This is a genomic window from Algorimicrobium bowmanii, assembly GCF_054031195.1.
Genome location: NZ_CM132929.1, coordinates 2,876,625 through 2,899,247, shown reverse-complemented (window position 1 = coordinate 2,899,247; position 22,623 = coordinate 2,876,625). Strand labels below are relative to the sequence as shown.

General features: G+C 32.8%; 20 protein-coding genes and 2 tRNA genes. 13 read left to right on the top strand and 9 right to left on the bottom strand.

Features of this window, described 5'->3' with window-relative positions; genetic code table 11:
• Nucleotides 1-20 precede the first annotated feature (20 nt).
• The 4 genes from ACW5R3_RS13040 (at nucleotide 21) to clpX (ending at nucleotide 4,016) form a co-directional block, all read left to right on the top strand.
• On the top strand, nucleotides 21-374 hold the full coding sequence (locus tag ACW5R3_RS13040) for a phage holin family protein (protein ID WP_456577453.1): 354 nt from the start codon (nucleotides 21-23) through the stop codon (nucleotides 372-374).
• A 148-nt stretch (nucleotides 375-522) separates the two neighbouring features.
• On the top strand, nucleotides 523-1,851 hold the full coding sequence (gene tig, locus ACW5R3_RS13035) for a trigger factor (RefSeq protein ID WP_456577452.1): 1,329 nt from the start codon (nucleotides 523-525) through the stop codon (nucleotides 1,849-1,851).
• A gap of 195 nt (nucleotides 1,852-2,046) precedes the next feature.
• Nucleotides 2,047-2,721 carry an ATP-dependent Clp endopeptidase proteolytic subunit ClpP gene (gene clpP, locus ACW5R3_RS13030; RefSeq protein WP_456577451.1) on the top strand — a complete coding sequence of 225 codons (675 nt, stop codon included), beginning with the start codon at nucleotides 2,047-2,049 and terminating at the stop codon, nucleotides 2,719-2,721.
• A gap of 62 nt (nucleotides 2,722-2,783) precedes the next feature.
• Nucleotides 2,784-4,016 (top strand): ATP-dependent Clp protease ATP-binding subunit ClpX, encoded by a 1,233-nt coding sequence (clpX, locus tag ACW5R3_RS13025; protein ID WP_456577450.1) that lies wholly within the window; start codon nucleotides 2,784-2,786, stop codon nucleotides 4,014-4,016.
• 230 nt (nucleotides 4,017-4,246) lie between these two features.
• On the opposite strand, the gene ACW5R3_RS13020 is transcribed toward clpX, so the two are convergent.
• A complete protein-coding gene (locus ACW5R3_RS13020) occupies nucleotides 4,247-5,761 on the bottom strand; it encodes a GH3 auxin-responsive promoter family protein (RefSeq protein WP_456577449.1) in 1,515 nt (504 codons plus the stop codon).
• 42 nt (nucleotides 5,762-5,803) lie between these two features.
• Between ACW5R3_RS13020 and ACW5R3_RS13015 the strand changes: the two genes are divergently transcribed.
• Nucleotides 5,804-6,598 (top strand): DUF2797 domain-containing protein, encoded by a 795-nt coding sequence (locus tag ACW5R3_RS13015; RefSeq protein WP_456577448.1) that lies wholly within the window; start codon nucleotides 5,804-5,806, stop codon nucleotides 6,596-6,598.
• A 53-nt stretch (nucleotides 6,599-6,651) separates the two neighbouring features.
• On the opposite strand, the gene rpsU is transcribed toward ACW5R3_RS13015, so the two are convergent.
• From rpsU to ACW5R3_RS13000, 3 genes are all read right to left on the bottom strand, one after another.
• Nucleotides 6,652-6,846 carry a 30S ribosomal protein S21 gene (gene rpsU / locus ACW5R3_RS13010; RefSeq protein ID WP_456577447.1) on the bottom strand — a complete coding sequence of 65 codons (195 nt, stop codon included), beginning with the start codon at nucleotides 6,844-6,846 and terminating at the stop codon, nucleotides 6,652-6,654.
• Nucleotides 6,847-6,947: 101 nt separating this feature from the next.
• On the bottom strand, nucleotides 6,948-9,602 hold the full coding sequence (locus ACW5R3_RS13005) for an AsmA family protein (protein ID WP_456577446.1): 2,655 nt from the start codon (nucleotides 9,600-9,602) through the stop codon (nucleotides 6,948-6,950).
• A 90-nt stretch (nucleotides 9,603-9,692) separates the two neighbouring features.
• The gene (locus ACW5R3_RS13000; RefSeq protein WP_456577445.1) at nucleotides 9,693-10,397 is read right to left on the bottom strand and encodes a queuosine precursor transporter; all 705 of its coding nucleotides are present in this window, start codon (nucleotides 10,395-10,397) and stop codon (nucleotides 9,693-9,695) included.
• Between the two features lie 72 nt (nucleotides 10,398-10,469).
• On the opposite strand from ACW5R3_RS13000, the gene folK reads away from it, so the two are divergent.
• Complete coding sequence (gene folK / locus ACW5R3_RS12995; protein ID WP_456578839.1) at nucleotides 10,470-11,603, top strand: 2-amino-4-hydroxy-6-hydroxymethyldihydropteridine diphosphokinase; 1,134 nt, start codon at nucleotides 10,470-10,472, stop codon at nucleotides 11,601-11,603.
• A complete protein-coding gene (locus ACW5R3_RS12990; protein ID WP_456577444.1) occupies nucleotides 11,593-12,072 on the top strand; it encodes a GyrI-like domain-containing protein in 480 nt (159 codons plus the stop codon). Before folK ends, ACW5R3_RS12990 begins: the two co-directional genes overlap by 11 nt.
• 29 nt (nucleotides 12,073-12,101) lie before the next feature.
• Here ACW5R3_RS12990 and ACW5R3_RS12985 read toward each other — a convergent pair whose 3' ends face one another.
• Nucleotides 12,102-12,638 (bottom strand): RNA methyltransferase, encoded by a 537-nt coding sequence (locus tag ACW5R3_RS12985; RefSeq protein WP_456577443.1) that lies wholly within the window; start codon nucleotides 12,636-12,638, stop codon nucleotides 12,102-12,104.
• A gap of 122 nt (nucleotides 12,639-12,760) precedes the next feature.
• On the opposite strand from ACW5R3_RS12985, the gene mutS reads away from it, so the two are divergent.
• From mutS to ACW5R3_RS12970, 3 genes are all read left to right on the top strand, one after another.
• Nucleotides 12,761-15,376 (top strand): DNA mismatch repair protein MutS, encoded by a 2,616-nt coding sequence (gene mutS / locus ACW5R3_RS12980; RefSeq protein ID WP_456577442.1) that lies wholly within the window; start codon nucleotides 12,761-12,763, stop codon nucleotides 15,374-15,376.
• 97 nt (nucleotides 15,377-15,473) lie between these two features.
• Nucleotides 15,474-15,545: transfer RNA gene (locus ACW5R3_RS12975), tRNA-Gly, on the top strand.
• A 29-nt stretch (nucleotides 15,546-15,574) separates the two neighbouring features.
• A tRNA-Leu gene (locus ACW5R3_RS12970) sits at nucleotides 15,575-15,658 on the top strand.
• A 94-nt stretch (nucleotides 15,659-15,752) separates the two neighbouring features.
• On the opposite strand, the gene ACW5R3_RS12965 is transcribed toward ACW5R3_RS12970, so the two are convergent.
• On the bottom strand, nucleotides 15,753-16,094 hold the full coding sequence (locus tag ACW5R3_RS12965; protein WP_456577441.1) for a hypothetical protein: 342 nt from the start codon (nucleotides 16,092-16,094) through the stop codon (nucleotides 15,753-15,755).
• Between the two features lie 108 nt (nucleotides 16,095-16,202).
• The gene (locus ACW5R3_RS12960; RefSeq protein WP_456577440.1) at nucleotides 16,203-17,420 is read right to left on the bottom strand and encodes a metallophosphoesterase; all 1,218 of its coding nucleotides are present in this window, start codon (nucleotides 17,418-17,420) and stop codon (nucleotides 16,203-16,205) included.
• A 198-nt stretch (nucleotides 17,421-17,618) separates the two neighbouring features.
• Between ACW5R3_RS12960 and ACW5R3_RS12955 the strand changes: the two genes are divergently transcribed.
• On the top strand, nucleotides 17,619-18,464 hold the full coding sequence (locus ACW5R3_RS12955; protein ID WP_456577439.1) for a universal stress protein: 846 nt from the start codon (nucleotides 17,619-17,621) through the stop codon (nucleotides 18,462-18,464).
• Nucleotides 18,465-18,530: 66 nt separating this feature from the next.
• Here ACW5R3_RS12955 and ACW5R3_RS12950 read toward each other — a convergent pair whose 3' ends face one another.
• Nucleotides 18,531-18,929, bottom strand: a complete 399-nt coding sequence (locus ACW5R3_RS12950; RefSeq protein WP_456577438.1) for a hypothetical protein — start codon at nucleotides 18,927-18,929, stop codon at nucleotides 18,531-18,533.
• A gap of 113 nt (nucleotides 18,930-19,042) precedes the next feature.
• Complete coding sequence (locus ACW5R3_RS12945) at nucleotides 19,043-20,275, bottom strand: 3-deoxy-D-manno-octulosonic acid transferase (RefSeq protein ID WP_456577437.1); 1,233 nt, start codon at nucleotides 20,273-20,275, stop codon at nucleotides 19,043-19,045.
• An 82-nt stretch (nucleotides 20,276-20,357) separates the two neighbouring features.
• On the opposite strand from ACW5R3_RS12945, the gene ACW5R3_RS12940 reads away from it, so the two are divergent.
• Both ACW5R3_RS12940 and galE read left to right on the top strand, forming a co-directional pair.
• On the top strand, nucleotides 20,358-21,491 hold the full coding sequence (locus tag ACW5R3_RS12940) for a DegT/DnrJ/EryC1/StrS family aminotransferase (protein ID WP_456577436.1): 1,134 nt from the start codon (nucleotides 20,358-20,360) through the stop codon (nucleotides 21,489-21,491).
• A complete protein-coding gene (galE, locus tag ACW5R3_RS12935) occupies nucleotides 21,484-22,506 on the top strand; it encodes a UDP-glucose 4-epimerase GalE (RefSeq protein ID WP_456577435.1) in 1,023 nt (340 codons plus the stop codon). The genes ACW5R3_RS12940 and galE overlap by 8 nt, the downstream gene beginning before the upstream one ends.
• Nucleotides 22,507-22,623: the final 117 nt, after the last annotated feature.

Sequence of the window (22,623 nt, the reverse complement as noted above, 5' to 3'; positions counted from 1 at the left end):
AACTTTTTAAAATTTAACATATGAAACTTATTATTAGATTATTATTAACGGCAGTTGCTGTAGTTGTTTTATCAAAGTTATTGCCAGGTGTTTCGGTAGAAAGTTATACCACAGCTGTTATTGTTGCAGTAGTTTTAGGTATGCTTAATATGTTTGTTAGGCCTATTTTAATTTTTCTAACCTTGCCAGCAACTATTGTAACATTAGGCTTGTTCTTATTTGTAATAAATGCCTGTATGATTCTTTTAGCCGACAACCTAATAAGCGGTTTTGCTGTTAGTAGCTTTTGGATAGCTCTGCTGTTTAGCATATTACTAACTGTTTTACAATCTTTATTATACGGAATTTTAGGACAGGATGAAGCTCAGGAATAATTATTTCTTTAACAATTCCAATAATTCAAACCCGTTATCCCTACTGAAAATCAGTATAAATAAATGGGTGAAACACAATACGTTAAAATACTTTGTTGGCTTGTAAAAAAGTAGTAGTTTTGCACTCCAATTTTTATGTTATAATACAATGAATATTACAAGAGAAAATATTGATGCATTAAATGCTGTAGTAAAAGTCGATATCGCTAAAGAAGATTATAGCGGTAAAGTTGAAAAAATACTATCTGATTACCGTAAAACGGCAAACATTCCAGGTTTTAGAAAAGGTCACGTACCAATGGGAATGGTTAAAAAGCAATACGGAAAAGCAGTATTGGTAGATGAGGTTAATAAATTGCTTCAAGAAGCTTTAAATAAATATTTAACGGAAGAAAAATTAGACGTTTTAGGAAATCCGTTACCAAAACCTCAAGATAATTTAGATTGGGATGCTGATTTATTATCATTTGAGTTTGAATTAGGTTTAGCTCCGGAATTTGAAGTGAACTTAGCACCTAAGAAAGCTATTGTTGATTATAACATTACTGCTGGTGATAAAATGATTGATGACCAAATTGTAAATGTTCAAAAACAATATGGTAAATTAATTCCAGAAGAAACTGTTTCTAAAGATTCTGAAGTAACAGGTGTCTTTAAAAATGAAGAACGTGAGATTGAAAATACAGTAACTTTAACTTTAGATAAGTTTAAAGGGAAAGCTACAGAAAAGAAATTTGTAGGTTCTAAAGTTGGTGATGTAATTACTTTAAAAACTAAAGGATTATATTCTGACGATCATGAGTTAATGAATGCTTTAAAACTTAGTCAAGATGATATTCAAGGACTTGATATTGAAGTAACTTTTACAATTACTGAAATTAACCAACGTGAATTAGCAGAATTAAACCAAGAGTTATTTGATAAGTTATTTGGTGAAGGAGCTGTGACATCTTTAGATGAGGTAAAAGCTAAAATTAAAGAAGATGCTGAAAAGCAATTCAAGCAACAGTCTGAACAAAAATTACTTAACGACGTAACGGAATACTTAGTAGAAAATACAAAGTTTGATTTACCAGCTACTTTCCTACAAAAATGGATGCAAACAGCAGGTGAAAAAGAATTAACTGAAGCAGAAGCACAAGAAGAATATGCTAAGTCTGAAAAAAGTTTACGTTACCAATTAATTGAAGGGAAATTAATTACCGACAATGATATTAAAGTAAGCATGGAAGATATTAAAGAGCATGCTAAGCAAATGATTAAAGCGCAAATGGCGCAGTTTGGTCAAATGAACCCATCTGATAAAGAATTAGAAGATATTGCTGCTCGTGTATTATCTAACCAAGAAGAAGCTCGTCGTATTTCTGAACAAATTATCAGTCAAAGATTATTAGCTCTTTATAAAGAAAAAGCTAATATCAAAACAAAAGAAATTACTTACGAAGATTTTATAAAAGAGGTATACGGTGATAAATAATTGGGTTGTACCAAGTATTAAAGTCTCGTTAAGCTAATAAGCTATATCAACTTTTAAAGAATAAATCCTTATATTTAGGCGTTGAAATAACATGTTTCAACGCCTATTTTTTTGAGTCGTGTTTTTTAAACATTAAAAACCGCTCAAGCTTCTTGATTTAGATCAGGATTTTAATCTGAAAAAAACTTAATGACAATGAATTACGCAAAAGAATTTGAAAAATTTGCTATAAAAGATCAAGGTATTAGTAGTACATATTATGATAAGATTATCAGCCATATGTATCCAAGTAATTTAACGCCTAACATTATTGAGGAACGTCAAATGAACATCGCTATCTTTGATGTATTCTCAAGGTTAATGATGGATAGAATTATCTTTTTAGGTACCGCCATTAATGATCAGGTTGCAAATATCATACAAGCCCAATTATTATTCTTAGAAAGTACAGACTCTTCAAAAGATATTCAAATATATATAAACTCACCTGGAGGTGGTGTTTATGCAGGTTTAGGGATTTATGATACAATGCAGTTTATCAAGCCAGATGTAGCAACTATTTGTACGGGTATGGCCGCTTCAATGGGAGCTGTTTTATTATGTGCTGGTGAAAAAGGTAAGCGAAGTGGCTTAACACATTCTCGTGTTATGATTCACCAACCTTTAGGTGGTGCTCAAGGTCAAGCTAGTGATATTGAAATTACAGCACGTGAGATCTTGACTTTAAAAGAAGAGCTTTACAAGATTATTAGTAAGCATTCAGGTCAAGATTACGACAAAGTATATAATGATAGTGACCGTGATTATTGGATGAAAGCCGATAAAGCTAAAGAATACGGTATGATTGATGAGGTATTAGTACGTAGCTAATACACGGATTAAAAACTTTCTCTAAGCAATTAGAGGAATAAGAAATTGAAATTAATTAATTTATGGCAAAGGAAGAATTAGAATGTTCATTTTGTGGTAGAAAAAAGCCAGAAACTAGCCTGCTAATAGCAGGTTTAGATGCGCATATCTGCGATCGTTGTATCGAGCAAGCACATGGTATTGTGGTTGAAGAATCAAAACAAGCAGATACTAGCGATTTAACGGCTGAACTTAAGTTGCGCAAACCACAAAAAATTAAAACATTTCTGGATGAATATATTATAGGCCAAGAAACCACAAAAAAAGTAATGTCGGTTGCTGTCTATAACCACTATAAGCGACTGCTACAAGCTCCAACGGATGACGATATTGAAATCCAAAAGAGTAATATTGTTATGGTAGGGCAAACGGGTACAGGAAAAACATTAATGGCTAAAACCATTGCTAAAATGTTAAATGTGCCATTAGCAATTGTTGATGCCACGGTTTTAACTGAAGCTGGTTATGTAGGTGAAGATGTTGAAAGTATTTTAACCCGCCTATTACAAGCAGCGGATTACAATTTAGAGAAAGCTGAAAAGGGTATTGTTTTTATTGATGAAATAGATAAGATAGCCCGTAAAAGTGATAACCCATCTATAACTCGTGATGTTTCAGGTGAAGGTGTTCAGCAAGCTCTTTTAAAGTTATTAGAAGGAACAGTTGTTAATGTACCGCCAAAAGGTGGTCGTAAGCATCCCGATCAGAAATTTATTGAAGTTAATACCGAGAATATTTTATTCATAGCTGGTGGTGCTTTCGATGGTATTGAAAAAGTTATATCTAAACGTTTAAACATGCAAGCTGTTGGGTATAGCGCGTCTATGTCAGATGAGCGTGTAGACCAAAACCATTTGTTACAGTATATTATTCCTAAAGATTTAAAAGACTTTGGTTTAATACCTGAAATTATTGGCCGTTTACCTGTTCTAACATATATGAATCCGCTAGATGCTAAAACGCTTCGTGCTATTCTTACAGAACCTAAAAATGCTATTATTAAACAATATAAAAAGTTGTTTGATATGGATGATATAGATTTTCAAATTACCGATGGAGCTTTAGACTTTATAGTTGGAAAAGCTATAGAGTATAAGTTAGGTGCTCGTGGATTACGATCCTTATGTGAAGAAATTTTAACGGATGCCATGTTTGAAATGCCAGGTTCAGATAAAACGGAACTTAAGGTTACAAAAGCTTATGCTGAAGATAAACTAAATAAAACAACAATTAAGAAATTGAAGGCTGTTTCTTAATTACTTCGGAAGGTTATATTATAAAAAAAAACCACGCAATTTGCGTGGTTTTTTATTTTGGTTGTTTTGTGTAACTACAATTTTATATTGTTTAAACAACGGTTTTTGATTAATAGCATGATAAAGCTACACTTTTTCTTAAAAGATTATTAATATCTAAGTGAATTTTAGATGAAGCTGTATTTAAAATCGATTAGCATACCGTTTTTGCGAAAAAATCGGGTTAACGGTTAATTGTTTAAATCTAAAAGTGCATCTAGGTAGTCTCTTGAGTTTGATAATCTAGGTACCTTATGTTGGCCTCCTAGTTTATCATTTGCCTTTAGCCAATCGTAAAATAAACGTTCGCGTGCAATATGAATGGTCGGTTTATTTAGTGTCATGTTATTATAGCGTTTGGCCTCATAATCGGAGTTTAAGGATTTTAAAGCGTTATCCAAAAGCTCATTAAAATAATCAATATCTTTAGGTGGTGTTTTAAATTCAATAATCCATTCATGGGCTCCTTTTTCTTTTCCGTTCATAAAAATAGGTGCTGCAGTATAATCTATAATTTCTGAAGCAGTTTTTTTGCAAACCTTTTTTAATGCATCTTCAGTGTTTTCAATAATTAATTCTTCTCCAAAAGCATTTATATGGTGTTTAGTTCTGCCAGAAACTTTTATGCGATATGGATTAATGGAAGTAAACCGAATGGTGTCACCAATTTTATAACGCCATAAACCGGCATTTGTCGTGATGATAACAGCGTAGTTTTTATGAACTTCAACCTCACTTAAAGGAATAATTTTTTCATAAGGAGTGCCATACGTGTCCATAGGTATGAATTCATAAAATATACCGTAATCTAACATTAATAATAGTTCGCTAGATTGGTTTTGATCCTGAATAGCAAAAAAGCCCTCTGAAGCATTGTATATTTCGTAGTATCTGAAATCTTTTTTAGGGAGAATTTTTTTGTATTGTTCCACATAAGGTAAGAAGCTAACACCTCCGTGAAAATAGACTTCTAAGTTAGGCCAAATATCATGAAGGTTGTTTTTACCGGTTGTTTCCAAAACATTATTTAATAGCACCAACATCCATGAGGGAACACCGGCTAAACTAGTTACGTTTTCCTGGATGGTTTCATTAACAATAGCTTGCATTTTTTGCTCCCAATTGCTCATTAGTGAGACTTTGTTGCTGGGTGTACTGCTGAATTCTGCCCAAAAAGGCATATTATCAATTAGTATAGCCGATAAATCACCAAAAGCAGTTCCGTTTTCTTTATATAGTTCTTTGCTACCTCCTAAGCGAAGGCTTTTACCGGTGAATAACTGTGCGTTTTCGTTGTTGTTTAAATACATGCATAGTAAATCTTTACTGGCAGCATAATGGCAATTTTCTAGTGAGTCATCACTAACGGGAATAAACTTGCTTTTCGCATTTGTAGTACCACTAGATTTAGCAAACCACTTAATAGGTTCAGGCCAAAAAATATTATTTTCACCCATTCGCGAGCGCTCAATCATGCCTTGATAATCTTCATAAGATGAGATTGGTACGCGATCGGCAAATGTTTGATAGCTTTTTATAGAGTCAAACCCATAAGTTCTACCAAATTCGGTGTCTTTTGCCTTGTTTAGCAATTGCATCAACAGCTCTTCTTGAACTTCGTTAGGATATTTTAAAAATAAATCAATTTGATGAAATCGTTTTTTTAAAAACCAAGATGCTATAGAATTTACAATCGGAATTGGCATATTTGCAGTATATTTAAGAAACTAAAAATAATACTTTTTTTTATGACCTACCAAGGTGTTTTAACAAAAATGAAAACTGAATTTTCGGAACCTATTCAGTATTATCTTGTTTTTGAATCCGATTTTATTCACATGAATCAGTTGTTAAATAAAACCATTCAGATAGACTTTGTTGGCTATCAGTGTTTAAATTGTGGTTTAAACAAGCCTATATACCGACAAGGTTTCTGTAAAAGCTGTTTTTTTGATGTACCACAGGCAGCCGATTGGATTATTAAGCCGGAACTTAGTAAGGCGCATTTAGGTCAAGAAGATAGAGATTTGGAATATGAGAAAGCCATGCAGTTAAAACCACATGTTGTGTATTTGGCTAATTCAAGTAATGTTAAAGTGGGGGTAACCAGAAAAAGTCAAGTACCAACACGTTGGATTGATCAAGGTGCCCACGAAGCTATTGAAATTGTTGAAGTGCCCAATAGATACTTAGCAGGTATTACGGAAGTTGCTTTAAAGTCATATGTTGCCGATAAAACGAATTGGCGTACCATGCTTAAAAATGATATTCAAGACGAGAATTTAATGGAATGGCGTGATAAACTAAAGGCTTTTATCCCTGAAGAAGCTCAAGATTATTTTATAGATAGTAATACGGAAACCAATATTGTGTTTCCAGTACAGCAATATCCAGAAAAGCCTAAGAGTCTAAATATAAAGAAGTCTGAGACTTATACCGGAAAATTAGTGGGTATAAAAGGGCAGTACCTTATTTTTGAAGATAATACCGTTTTTAATATCCGCTCCAATGAAGGGACCGTGGTGAAGATTTCTTTGGTATAAAAAAAAGCACGCAATAAAAATGCGTGCTTTTTTATATATGTTTAAGAAGACAATTATATATCTTCTTGGTCTCTTAAGTTTTGGATGTATGCAGCTTTTTGCACCTCACGTCTTCTTTTTACTGAAGGTTTTGTAAAGTATTGCTTCTCTCTTAGATTTTGCATTACTTTTACATTTCTATGCTTACGCTTGTAACGCTTTAAAGCACGTTCTATATTTTCTCCTTCTTTGATTTCAATTCGTAACATATTATTTTTCTTAAATTTAATGGGTGCTAAGGTAATCCTTTTATTGTTATTTTTAGTGTGTTTTCTAAATTTTAATTAATCAGTGCTAATTTGAGGCGATTTTAATTGTTTGTGCTGTCAGTTTCTTTCTTGTTTTTATTCAATAATCCACCTAGAATATTTTTAATAGCATCTTCTGTTTTAGGGGTTTCAGTTTTTGTAGAATCCGTTTTAACACTTGTGGTGTCTGCGTTTGTATTGCTTGGGGTATTGTTGTTGCTTGATGTAAGACCGCTTAACATGTCGGAAATAGCATCGGTTCCTTGGTTAATTAGTTTCTGCTTTTCTATTTCAATAAGTTGCTGTGTTAAATTACTAATACTAGCTGTTAAATCGGTTGAAATTTTAGGACTTTGAAAGCTTCCTTTCAAATTTGCAGAGACAGGAATGCTAATGTTGTCTACTTCAGGGGCATTTATTTTACCAATTAATCGATTTATATCGGAACCTAAATATTTAGCAGGGACATCAAAAGTAAGATCGTAATCCATAGATTGATCAAATCCATGGCTACCGCCCACGGCAATATCAATATCTTTATAAGCAATATTAAATGGTTTTATGTTTACCTGACCATTACTAAAGGTTAAATTGGTCTTTAAATCGTTTAAATCTAATTGTTCTAAATCAATAAAACTTAATTGTGAGTCTAAAACGTTTAATATAGGACTACTTTCAATTTTAGTTTTTGTCGCTAGTAATTCGGCATTTGCGTTACCCGAAACGGTATTTAGTATCGGTGAAAAAGAAGCGTCTAAATTACCATTAAGTGCAATATCTGTATTAAGTTTTCCTTCAAATATTTTAGCTATTGGAGCTAATGCTTTTAGTAAATCGAGCGTGTTAAAGGATTCAGTAATATCAAAAGCCTTCGCATTTAAGGTTACATTAAATTGAGGTGTTTCTTGTTGTGTGTTAATATCACCCGCAACAACAAGTGTTCCATTAAAAAGGTTTGTAGAAAGCTTGTCTAATGTAGCAACCTGGTCTTTAACTATTAATTTTCCTTGTGTGTTTTTTAGAGTCAAGTTATCATAAACAACTGTGTTTGCATTGGCTTGTATTGTGCAATCTAAAAACGCAGGTATTTTTAATGTTGTTGTATTTGTGTTATCTGTTTCAGGTTCTTCTTTTTGTGTACTTTCATCGGCAACCATAATATCATTAATGTATAAGGTATTCGAGTTTACATTAAAATTTCCTTGTAAATTTTTGTCACTCAGTAAGAAGCCTAGTAAGTTCGTAATTGTACCGTTTGCCTGAATATCACTTTTACCTGATTTGGCATCGAATTTATTTAAGGTTACAGTACCTGGATTGAAGGTTAAGTCTGCTGTAGAAATACTAACAGGATTAAGCATGTCTTCGCTGGTGTAAGTGAAGTTGTTAACCTGAATGTTTCCATTACTTTTTATGCGTTGATAAGCATTTGTTTCTATAGCATTCATGTCAAAATCTGTGTTGATTTTAGCCTTTAAAACACCACTTAAATCGGTGTCTAAACTAACCGGATATGCTTCACTAATATTTGCTAAGTTTAAAGTTCCGTCTACAAAAGCGCTTACGGTCATGTTTTCGGTTAGATTTCTTAATGTAGCCGATGCATTAAATGTGTCATTGTCTATTTTGAAATTAAGTTTGCTTATATCAACATAAGTGTCTTCAGGTTTTCCTGTAGTGTTGTTTATACTTGTGTTGATGTTTATGTTGTTAACGCGCTTAGGTAAATCAGGATATTTAAAAGAGGCGTTGTTTGATAGGATATTTATAGCCATTTTTGGAATTGTTTCTTCTGAAATAAGTCCATAAACACGTCCTGAAAGTTTGAAATTACCGGTCGTTTCTACTTGCGAGATATCTTTCGCGTAGATGCCTGGTACTACTGCTAAAAATTCTTTAAAGTCAGATCCTGGATTTTCAAAACTGATATCTAATTCTTGCCCATTGTCTAGTTGTTGAAAGTACCCTTCAAATTCTAATGGTAGTTTATTAATGTAAGCTTTGTTTTCTTTAAAAATATACTTGCTATTTGGTAAGTCTAAGCCAATAATAGCATCTAACTTTAAGCTGTTGTTACTTATGTATTCGGTGCTATCCATTTGTAAAGTTACATTAGCTGACGTTTCAGTGTCTAATTCTGAAATGTTTTCAGAAAAGGTGCCTTTCCCTGAATGATTTAATTCAGTTATGTAGAAAACTAAATCAGAACTTTCATCAATATAACTCAGAGCACTATTGGAAATACTATAATCTTGTACATCTAAAGAAAAACTAGATTCGCTTTCTATTGCTTTAGGTTCTTCAGATTCAGGTTTTATAGCAATATCGTAGTTTGTTTGTCCTGTTTTATTGGTTTTTAAAATAATCAGGGCTTCGTTAATGCGAAATTCGTTAATGGTTATTGGGCCATCACTGGCATTTTTAAAGAGTTCTTTTATAGACATAGTTAATGAAATAGACTTCACATCTGCTAATTTTTCATCTTTAAAAGGTGAGAAGTTTGTTATTTCTAAATCGCTAACATCTACCTGTGCTTGAGGAAAACTTCTAATAAAGCTGAGGTTTATATCACTAAATTCTACCTGTGCATTTACGTTTTTGTTAATGGTGTTCTTAACAATGTCTTTTATTTTACCTTGAAATATAAATGGCGTTACTATTAATAAAACGATTATAGTAATTAAGGTGATACCAATAATTTTGAAAACTTTTTTCATGTCAGTCTTTTAAGCAGTGATTTGTATGGATATACGTATAAAGTAACCCAAGAGTTGTTTCTTAATAAAAGATTAGGAAAACTTTAGGTTTTAATAGAGGTTAATTTCTTCGTTGAAATCAAGCTTGAAGCGTTTTCTAAATAAATACACGCCTAAATATAAAAATGGTGTATCTATAATGGCAATTAGTACCTTAAATAAAAAACCCGCTATTAGTAGTCCTACAAATTTATCCCATGGAATGATATTAAATGAACACAAAAGCAATAAAATGGTGCTCGTATCAACAAATTGGGAGAAAAAAGTAGAAAAATTATTCCGAAACCATAAGTGCTTACCTTTTGTAAGGCGTTTCCAGAAGTGGTAAATTTGAATGTCTATAAATTGTGCAAATAAATAGGCGAGCATACTGGCTAAAACCGCAATAGCTGTATTGCCAAAAACGGTATTAAATAAACTATCATTAACCGGAGACCAACTTGTGGCAGGAACGGCACCAGCGGTGTAAATAATTAGCATGGAAAAAAGCGAGGCAAAGATCCCTAAAACAACAACTTGGTTAGCAGCCTTTTTTCCATAAATTTCACTTATTAAATCGGTCATCAAGAATGTAATAGGGTATGGTAAAATGCCCACAGAAATTTCAAAAAGACTCGTTCCGAAAACAGTTAGGTTAAAAGGTTTCCAACTAAAAAATTTTTGAAAAATTAGGTTTGATACAACTAACGATGTTATAAACAAAGCGGTTAATAGTAAGTAAATACGTTGGGAAAGCAGTTTGTCTTTTTGGGTCATAAATATTTGTGAATAAAAAGCCGTTGTAAATATAAACTATTAAATTTTCTTTTAGTTATTTTGGCATCCGTTATGACTCAAGAAAACACCGTATACATATCATTAGGAAGTAATCAAGGCGATCGCCTAAAGCATTTGCAAGATGCAATTGATACTGTTTATAAGCGACTTGGTAATGTGAAGAAGATTGCTAAAGTTTATAATACGCCTGCGCTTGGTTTTGAAGGAGCCGATTTTTTAAATACTTGTATACTTGTTAAAACAGACTTAGATGTAGAAACCGTTTTAACACATTTACTTCAGATAGAAACCCAAATGGGCCGCGTAAGAAATGTTGGTGTAGGATATGAGTCTCGTGTAATAGATTTAGATATTCTGCTCTATAACGACGTGGTTATGCATACAGAAACACTAACGGTTCCACATCCGCAAATGGCTAATAGACGTTTTGTTTTACAGCCATTAACAGATATTTCCCTACATACAAAACATCCTGTTTTACATAAAAGTATATCAGATTTATTGACGCTTTGTGAAGATGAAAGTTTGGTTGAACCTATTAATATTTGGTTGAAAAATCCGAGTAGAGAATTTAAACTTTCTAAATATAATTATATAGCAATAGAAGGGAATATTGGTGCAGGAAAAACAAGTTTGGCAACCATGATTTCAGCCGATTTTAATGCTAAATTAATTTTAGAGCGTTTTGCTGATAATCCGTTTTTACCAAAATTCTATGAGGACGCCAAGCGTTATGCTTTTACGTTAGAAATGAGTTTTTTGGCTGATAGGTATCAGCAAATTAGTGATGATTTATCGCAATTAGATTTATTTAAAGACTTTATTGTTAGCGATTATGATATTTATAAATCTTTAATTTTTTCTAAAATAACGCTGCCCGAGGATGAGTTTAAACTCTACAGACGTTTGTTTTACTTGATGTATAAAGATATTGCCAAACCAGAATTGTATATTTATTTGTATCAAAATACCAAACGATTACAGCAAAATATAAAAAAGCGAGGTAGGGATTATGAACAGAATATTCAAGACGCCTATTTAGAAAAAATTAATGCGGGTTATTTAGATTTCTTGAAAAATCAAGAAGGTTTAAATGTTAAGATAATCGATATTTCTAATAGAGATTTTGTTAACAATAGTGAGGATTATTTATGGGTTTTAAACGAGATAAGTAATGAAGCCTAAATTAATAAGCACACCAGATATTTTTATTGCAGGAAAGAAAGCTACATTATCTTTTCTTACAAATGGCTCCGGAACTTCTCAGTTAGCCAGAGATGTTATGCCACGTTTAAAAGAAATACATAATCGGGTTGGTAATGAAAGTTATTCAATTCAGGTTTATGGTGACTTTAAGATACAAAAAATGACACCTGAAACTCCATTTGAAAAATGGATAGGCGTAGCTGTAACCAATCTAGACGCTTTACCGAATAATATGGATGGATTATTAATTCCTGGCGGGAAATTTTTAGTTTTTACTTTTAAAGGTGATGTTTCAGGATTTATTACATTTTGGCAGGAACTACATCGGGTTTGGCTTCCAAATTCAGAATACGAATTGGATGATAGACCACATTTTGAAAAACTACCTGCTAGCTATAACCCTGCAAGCTCCGAAAACGAAGAAGAAATTTGGGTCCCTATTAAATAATGTTAATTGAAAACTTCTTCCTCTTGTAATTAACGTAAAGCTTTTATTTTACTAAATACATCCCAAACAACCACACCACAACTTACTGAAATGTTTAAGGAATGTTTGGTGCCAAATTGCGGAATTTCTATAACCAAATTACTCGCATCTACTACATTTTGAGCGACTCCTTTTACTTCATTTCCAAAAACTAAAGCATACTTTGTATTGGGTTCTGGTGAAAACGTATCAAGCATTGTTGCATTTTCAGCTTGTTCAATAGCACAAATTTGCACTTTATTTTCTTGTAACTTCTCTATAACATCTAGAGTGTTTTCGGCATACTCCCAAGCTACCGTGTCTGTGCTGCCTAATGCGGTTTTATGAATATCTTTATGTGGTGGCTGTGCTGTAATTCCACACAGGTAAATCTTTTCAATTAGAAAGGCATCCGATGTTCTAAATACCGAGCCAATATTATTTAAGCTTCTAATATTATCTAAAATGATAATAATAGGTGTTTTTTTACTGTCCTTAAATTGGTCTACACTAAGACGTTCTAACTCGCTGTTTTTTAACTTTCGCATGGATTTTCTTCTAAATAATTGTCAATAATTTATAGGAGCTTGACTTTAAAAACCTTAAATAAATAAGTACTTTAGCAGTCCTATAATAAAAGCAAAAGTAACATTTAAAAATTAGTTATACGTTGGCAAAAAAAGCAAAAAAGGAAACACCATTAATGAAACAATACAATGCTATCAAGGCTAAGTATCCTGATGCACTGTTATTATTTCGCGTTGGCGATTTTTACGAAACTTTTGGGGAAGATGCTGTTAAAACAGCAGGTATTCTTGGAATAATTCTTACCAAGCGCGGTGCAGGAAGTGATAGTGAAATTGAATTAGCGGGATTTCCACACCATTCTTTAAATACCTATTTGCCTAAATTGGTAAAAGCTGGCGAGCGTGTTGCTATTTGTGATCAGCTTGAAGATCCGAAACAAACTAAAACAATTGTTAAGCGTGGCGTCACTGAATTGGTTACACCAGGTGTCGCACTTAACGATGAGGTGCTCGTTTCAAAATCTAATAATTTTTTATGTTCCGTTCATTTTGGTAAGGTCCATATAGGGATTTCTTTTTTGGATATTTCTACAGGCGAGTTTTTAACATCTCAAGGGAATGCCGAATATATTGATAAGTTACTTCAAAATTTTAATCCGAGTGAAGTTCTCGTTTCTAAACAAAAACGATTGTTTTTTAATGAAACCTTCGGTCAGGATTTTCATACCTTTTATTTAGAAGATTGGATTTTTCAAACCGATTATGCACATGAGACTTTAATTAAACATTTTGACACGAAAACATTAAAAGGTTTTGGTGTAGAAGATTTAAAGGAAGGTATAATAGCTTCTGGGGGTATTTTGCATTATCTAGCTGAAACGCAGCATAAAAAATTGCAGCATATTACGGCTATTAGCCGTATTGCTGAAAATGAATATGTTTGGATGGATAAGTTTACCATTAGAAATTTGGAACTTTACCACTCTACAAATAATAATGCAGTAACACTTTTACAGGTTATTGATAAGACCATTTCGCCCATGGGTGGGCGTTTATTGAAACGTTGGCTAGCCTTACCACTTAAAGATGTTGCCAAAATTAAGCAACGTCATGAAGTTGTTAGTTTTTTAAGTGGTAATAAAACAACGCTTCAAGAGATACAGTCTCATATTAAAAAAATAGGCGATTTAGAACGTTTAATTTCTAAAATAGCTACAAGTAAAGTGAATCCTCGTGAGGTTATTCAGCTTAAAAATTCTTTAGAAGCTATAATTCCTATAAAAGATATCGCATCAAATTGTGATAACGATGCTTTAAAAGTAATTGGTGATACGTTACAAAGTTGTGACGTTTTAAGAAGTAAAATAAAAGAAACCCTAAACGAAGATGCGCCGGTAAACGTATTAAAAGGTTTTACTATAGCTGTTGGTTTTTCTGAAGAATTAGATGAGCTTCGTGGCTTGTCTTCTTCAGGTAAAAACTATTTAGACCAAATGCTAAAGCGTGAAAGCGAACGTACTGGTATCACGTCGCTTAAAATAGCTTCAAACAACGTTTTTGGTTACTATATAGAAGTTAGGAATACGCATAAGGATAAAGTTCCTGAAGAGTGGATTAGAAAACAAACCTTGGTTAACGCTGAGCGTTATATAACTGAAGAACTTAAAGAGTACGAAGCAAAAATATTAGGTGCTGAAGAACGTATTTTAGCCATAGAGCAACAGTTGTTTTCGGAATTAATTCAATGGATGACACAGTATATTAAGCCGGTTCAGCAAAACGCTTTTTTAATAGGTCAACTTGATTGTTTATGTGGTTTTTCTCAATTAGCAACCGATAATAATTACGTGTATCCTGAAATTGATGACTCGTTTGATTTAGATATCAAAGAGGGGCGTCATCCGGTTATAGAAAAGCAATTACCGCCAAGTGAAACGTATATTTCTAACGACGTGTATTTAGACCGAGATAAGCAGCAAATGATTATGATTACCGGTCCAAATATGTCTGGTAAATCTGCTATTCTACGTCAAACAGCTTTAATTGTTTTATTAGCACAAACGGGGAGTTTTGTTCCCGCCAAATCCGCTCGTATTGGTTTAGTTGATAAGATTTTTACACGGGTAGGGGCCTCTGATAATATATCAATGGGCGAGTCTACTTTTATGGTTGAGATGAATGAAACGGCATCCATTCTTAATAATCTATCGGAACGAAGTTTAGTGCTTTTAGATGAAATTGGTCGTGGAACTAGTACTTATGACGGGATATCAATTGCATGGGCTATTAGTGAGTACCTTCATGAGCATCCAGCTAAAGCAAAAACCTTATTTGCTACGCACTACCATGAGTTAAATGAAATGACCGAAACATTTTTAAGGATAAAGAATTTTAACGTTTCGGTAAAAGAGTTAAAGGACAATGTGTTATTTCTACGAAAACTCGTTCCTGGCGGTAGTGAACATAGTTTTGGTATTCATGTTGCTAAAATGGCGGGTATGCCACAACAGGTTTTGCATCGTGCAAATACTATTTTAAAGAAACTTGAAAAGTCACATTCTAGTGATGAATTGACTGATACGGTTAAAAATTTAGCCGATGATGACATGCAATTGAGTTTTTTCAATTTAGATGACCCATTATTAGAAAATATTAAAGACGAAATATTACATATTGATATTGATACACTTACGCCGGTAGAAGCGCTTATGAAGCTAAATGAAATTAAGCGAATGTTGGTCAAGAAAAAAGAAAATTAATTTTTTTTGAATAATTTTTCAAAAAAGTCTTTGTAATTCTAATAAAAGTCTTAAATTTGCAACCGCAATAGCAATATTGCACGTTCATTAAAAAATTGCGAAAGTAGCTCAGGGGTAGAGCATCACCTTGCCAAGGTGGAGGTCGCGGGTTCAAATCCCGTCTTTCGCTCTGAATTACTATTGAAAAGAAATTCCAATGCTGAAGTGGTGGAATTGGTAGACACGTTGGACTTAAAATCCAATGTCCATTAGGACGTACGGGTTCAAGTCCCGTCTTCAGTACATATGAAAAGCCGAAACGAAAGTTTCGGCTTTTTTGTTTTATAAAGGTTTAGATTCATTAAGTCTTTGTAGGTTTCTTTAGCTCCTAAGTATTTCAATAAAAAAATATTGTTATAAAATTAAGTAGAAGTGATATTATTGCTAATACACAAAAGAAGATAAGAATGTTTTTAATAGTTTTAAGATGACTTTCAATTAATGTTAATTGATTTGTTCCGTTCTCATATGGTTTTAAAATGCTGTTTGCATTTTTATCCATCCACTCTTTGTCCTTTTCATTTGAAGCACCGTATTTTTGATTATAAACTTTATAGTCGACAATGTTTAGTTCGGATTGTTTTTTTAAAGAATTTTTAGTGTTTACTTTCTTTAATAGGTGTTCTATTTTGTTTAATTCATTTAGCTTTTTAAGAAATGGGCTCTTTTTATCTTCCATGATATCATGTTTTAATTAAGCTTCTGTAATGAAGATAATGAAAAATAATGAATTACATAGACGTTAAGAGTGTTGGGGAGTCGTGTGTTTTTATTCTTTTATCAGATTCTAATCTTTAAGTAATGTTATACTCGTTATTTCTGGTCGCATACCCATTCTGCCAGGAAAGCCTAGCCAGCCCAAACCACGGTTTACATATAAGAATTGCTCTTCCTGTTCATAGAGTCCTGCCCAGTGCTTGTATTTGTACTTTATAGGGCTCCATTCTTTTTTACCAAAACTGATACCCGCTTGCATGCCGTGAGTGTGTCCGGATAACGTTAATGCTATATTGGTGTTATTCAAAACTTCCTTTGACCAATGCGAGGGGTCATGGGAAAGTAGTATTTTAAAAGAGAAATTTTCTACATCGGTCAATGCTTTGTCTAGATTGCCATATTGTTTAAAAGGTGGTTTTCCCCAATTCTCAACACCTACAATGTTAATTTCTTGATTGTTTAGTTTAATTGTTTCGGAGTCATTGTTAAGTAGCTTAAAATTAACGGTACTAAAGAAATTGCATATGTTTTCAAAATTTTGCTGTTTTGCTAGTGGTGATTCCCATGCGCTGTAATCGCCATAATCATGATTTCCCAATACAGCAAATAGGCCTAGTTTAGCTTGTAACTTTTTAAAAGACTCTTCCCAACCTTGTAATTCCCATGCGTAGTTGTTTACGAGATCGCCAGTAAAAACTATAAGGTCTGGATTTAGACTGTTTATTTTTTCAAAAGCACGATCTAAAATATGAAATTGATAGTTAAAGCCTCCCAAGTGTAAATCTGAAATCTGAATAATTTTTAAACCATTAAAGGCTTCTGGTAATTGCTTGTGATTTACTTTTATGTGATGCACTTTAAAGTTGTATCGAGCTTTAAAAATAGCGTAAAGGATAATAAAAAAGGGTAGGAGTCCAGAAAACAAGCCTAACAACGGAATGGTTATTAATGAAACGTTATGGACAATGGTGTAGTTGCCTATATATAAAATACCAACAGCAATTATAAAGATTGTTTTGGGGATAAATGAAGATATTGTTAAGCCATAAAGAGAGCTAATTAACAAGTGTTTTTGTTGTGGATTTATAATATCCATACGTAGTTTTAATGTAATAATAGCAATAATAAGTCCTGCAGAAAAGAACCAAAATAACACATCAATTATTTGATTAAATATTGAGGAGTCTATTATGTTTAATATTTCCTGTAATCCGTAGTAGGCTGCTACATCTACACTAAATATTGCTAAGCAAAGTAGTAGAATCAAGTATAATGAATAGCTTTTCATAAGTGTTGTTAGTGTAAAAAAATACGATGTAAATGCCTAGTGTATTGATATGAGATGCTAAAATAAAGTTAGTACTTTAAAAAATAGATATTAAAATTTAGTTGGTAAATATTTGTTAATGTGACATTTGTCATAGTTTGTAACTTGTTAAATGTTTAGCTTTAAGGTGATTCTTCTAATAATTAAAAACTCGTAATCATGAAACATATACTATTGCCAACAGATTTTTCAGATAATTCATTTCACGCCATACAATATGCATTGCAGTTGTTTAAAACAACACCTTGTAAATTTTATCTGCTCCATACATATACACCTATTATTTACAATATGGAGTATATGCAAGCTACTGCGGCGCAGTTTGAATTGCTTAAAACGGTAGAAAATGCATCTTTAGAAGGTTTGGAGCGCTTTAAGAAGAAAATGGAAAGTGCGAATACTAATCCAGAACATGAAGTGGAGATTATTTCATCATTTAATACATTATCTCAAGAAGTAAAAAATGTAGTTGTTAAAAATAAAATTGATTTGGTTATTATGGGTACTCAAGGAGCAACAGGTGCTAAGGAAGTGCTTTTCGGGTCCAATGCTGTTCATGTTTTTAAAAATGCAAACTGTCCTGTGTTGGCTATTCCAATGCCAGCTAACTACCATGAGCCTAAAATAGTTTTGTTTCCAACAGATTATGGTGTGGATTATTCCCGTTGTGAATTAGATGTTTTAACGGATTTCAGTAAAATGTTTGATTCAACATACCATGTGTTGCATGTGTCATTCGGAGATGCTTTAACCGAGAAGCAACTTAAGAATCAGGAGTTGTTGAAAGCAGAATTAAATTCTTGTAAGTATGAATTTCATGACGTACGAAGTGAAGGTGTATCGTCAGCAATTGTGTCGTTTAAAAAAAATAAGCCTGTAGATATGTTAGTTATGATTAATAATAAACATTCATTTTTCGAAAATTTATTTTTCACATCTCGCGTGGAGCAAATAGGTTTTCATACCGATTTACCTTTCTTGGTTATACCATCAAAAAGGAATTAATAGGCTTATATCTATAAAAAAAGCACTCCTATTGGAGCGCTTTTTTTATTTAGGTTTCAAATAAAATTATTCACCGTCTGTAAGATCGTTAACTTTGTTTTTTGTTGCATCAGCAGCATCATCGATAGCTTTACCAGTTGCATCAACAGCATCATCAACGGCTTTACCTGTAGCGTCAGCAGCATTATCAACTGCTTCACCAGCTTGGTCAACAGCGTTGTCTACAGCTTCACCAGCTTGGTCAGCAGCATTGTCCATAGCTTCACCAGCTTCTTCCATAGCGCCTTCTGCATCGTTAGCAGCTTCTTCTACAGCTTCTTCAGCATCATTAGCTGTTTCTTCCATAGCTTCTTGAGCATTGTTCATTGTTTCTTCTACGCTGTCAGTGTTTTTTTCATCTCTACAAGAAGTGAAAGTTACACCTAAAGCTAATAATAGAGCTGTGCTTAATAATAATTTTTTCATTGGTTAAAAGTTTTAGTGTTACGTGTTAAATGAAATGCTAATTTAGTAACTTATTATGAATTTGTATAATTTAATTTTAACATTTTTTAACAATAGATTAAATTCATTCGGTTTTATATACGTACATAATCCGTTATTTGGATTACGGCTCCTGTATTTTTTTTAATGAATTCAAAATTTTGATTGCCAGTGTATTGACGCTCTTTTGTGTTTTTTATTAGAAAATCTAATTTTTGTTGAAGTGCTTTTTTAGTGTCAACCGTAAATGTTCCACCATTAGAAATTAGTTGTGAGGCTTCTGGAAACTTATCAAAATTTTTACCTATTACTACCGGAACTCCAAAAACAGCAGGCTCTAACGTGTTGTGTAGTCCCGTGTTTCCCATGGCTCCGCCTACATAAGCAATGTCAGCATAACTGTAAATTTTGTTAAGTATCCCAATGGTATCTATAATGAAGACCGTATAATTCTCTAGATTCTTTCCGTTTTTTTCGGAATACAGTACCGTTTTTTTTGTGAGTGCTTTTTTTAACTTTTCAATATCATGGGATTTAATATTGTGGGGAGCAATTATAAATTTTGTGTCCTCTGTTGTTGTATTTATATAGTCTATAAGTAGTGCTTCATCTTCTGGCCAACTACTTCCAACTACAACGCATAACTTGTTGTTTTTAAATGTTTCTATAAAATCAAGTTTATTATTTTGAGATAATTGACTAAAAACACGATCAAAGCGTGTGTCTCCTGATATGCTTGTATCGGTATAGTTTATAGTTTCTAATAAGTGTTTCGTATTTGAATCTTGTACGAAAATATGATTGAAAGCAAAAAGCGCACGGCGCATAAAACCGCCATAAAATTTAAAATAGGATTGGTTCTTGCGAAATAAGGCAGATATTAGAATGGCTTTATATTGTTTTTTTTTGAGTTCTAACAGATAGTTTGGCCAAATATCATACTTAACAAATACAGTAAGTTCAGGTTTTACAAGATTTAAAAACTGTTTGGCATGTTGTGGAGTGTCCATTGGTAAATACACTACAATATCAGCAATATTCGTGTTTTTACGAATTTCGTAACCAGATGGTGAAAAAAAAGTGAGGACTATTTCATGGTTTGGGTATTGGACTCTTAACACTTTAAAAACAGGGAGGCCTTGTTCATATTCTCCTAACGATGCACAATGAAACCATAATTTTTTTGAAGATTTATTAAGTGTGCTTTTTAAGGTTGAAAAACTACTTTTACGGCCAACAACACCTTGTTTTATTTTAGGGTTAAATAAGGCTACAAGCGGTAATACCAATTGTGCTAAGTATATTCCAAAAGTGTATAAAGTTCTCAAATGTTATTCTTTGTTGCTAAAATACATTTCTTTGAAATAATTTCATTGGTTCGCGTTCATGAATTTCGTAATTTCGTAGCATATGAGAAAAATTCAAATGGTTGACCTTAAAGGTCAATATAGCGGTATAAAGGATGTAGTGAATCCTGATATTCAGGAAATAATAGACAATGCATCTTTTATAAATGGACCTAAAGTTCATGAGTTTCAAAAAAACCTTGAAACCTATTTAAATGTTAAACATGTTATTCCTTGTGCCAATGGTACAGATGCGCTACAAATAGCCATGATGGGATTGGGGTTAAAACCCGGAGATGAAGTTATCACAGCTGATTTTACTTTTGCTGCAACGGTTGAGGTTATAGCTCTTTTACAATTAACGCCAGTTTTAGTAGATGTTAATCCTGACGATTTTAATATTAGTATTGAAGCCATAGAAAAAGCTATTACACCTAAAACTAAGGCCATCGTACCGGTACACTTATTTGGACAGTGTGCTAATATGGAAGCTATAATGGATTTAGCTACAGAGCATAATTTGTATGTAATAGAAGATAACGCACAAGCAATTGGGGCCGATTATACATATAGTAATGGTAGTAAAGCCAAAGCAGGGACTATAGGTCATGTAGCTTCTACATCCTTTTTTCCATCTAAAAACTTAGGCTGTTATGGTGATGGTGGTGCAATTTTTACTAATGATGATGCTTTAGCTCATACCATTCGTGGAATTGTAAATCATGGTATGTATGAACGTTACCATCATGACGTTGTGGGTGTTAATTCACGTTTAGATTCTATTCAAGCAGCTGTTTTAAATGCTAAATTACCAAATTTAGATGCGTATAATAGTGCACGTAAACTAGCAGCAAGTAAATATAATAAGGCTTTAAGTGCTGTTTCGCAAATTGAAACACCTTATAACTATGGAGATGATTCTAATCATGTTTACCATCAATATACATTAAAGCTTAATGATGTGGATCGTGATGGTTTAGTAGCATTCTTAAATAGTCACAATATTCCATGTGGTGTATACTATCCAATTCCATTACATAACCAAAAAGCTTATGCGGATTCCCGTTATAATGAATCCGATTTCCCTGTAACGAATGATTTGGTTAAACGTGTTATTTCGTTGCCTATGCATACCGAATTGGATGATGAGCAAATAAACTTTATTACCTCTAAAATTATTGAATTTATTAATGGATAAAATATTAGTAACAGGTGGATTGGGATTTATAGGATCGCACACCGTTGTAGAATTACAAAAGAAAGGTTTTGAAGTTGTAATTATTGATAACTTATCAAACTCGTCAATTGAAGTCTTAGATGGTATTACAGCAGTTTCAGGTGTAACACCCATTTTTGAAAACTTAGATTTAAAAAATAAATCAGCTGTTCAAGATTTCTTTTCAAAATATAAAGATATCAAAGGTGTTATTCATTTTGCAGCTAGTAAAGCAGTTGGAGAAAGTGTACAAGAACCTTTAATGTATTATGAGAATAATTTAAATACACTTATTTATCTGTTGCAGTGTTTAAGTGCAAAGACAACGGCTAATTTTATTTTTAGTTCTTCTTGTACTGTTTATGGTCAAGCAGATAAGATGCCTATTACAGAGGATGCGCCTATTAAGCCAGCAGAATCACCTTATGGTAATACGAAGCAGATAGGTGAAGAAATTATAAAAGATACCTGCAAAGTGACAACGCATTTGAATGCTATTGCATTGCGTTATTTTAACCCTATTGGTGCGCATCCAACAGCTAAAATAGGCGAATTACCTATTGGTGTTCCACAAAATTTAGTGCCTTATATAACTCAAACAGGAGCAGGACTTCGTGAATCATTATCTGTTTTTGGAAATGATTATGAAACGCCAGATGGTACGTGTATTCGAGATTACATTCATGTAGTAGATTTAGCTAAAGCTCATGTTGTTGCTTTACAGCGTTTATTAGAAGGGACAAATTCTAGTAATTACGAAACTTTTAATATTGGAACTGGAGTTGGTAGTTCTGTTTTAGAAGTTATAAATTCTTTTGAGCGAATAGCTGATAAATCACTAAGCTACAAATTTGCCGATAGACGAGAAGGTGATGTTGTTTCAGCATATGCAGATACCACTAAAGCAAATAAAGAATTGGGTTGGGAAGCCAAATCAACTTTAGACGAAGCAATGCTTTCTGCTTGGAAATGGGAGAAAAATATCAGAAATATTTAAAATTTCACCATTTGTTATCTCATAATTATAACGAACTTTCATTGTGGATATCCTAATGAAAGACCGGTTTGATTAGTGTATTAATATTATATTATTGATTTTCAGTATTTTAGTGTC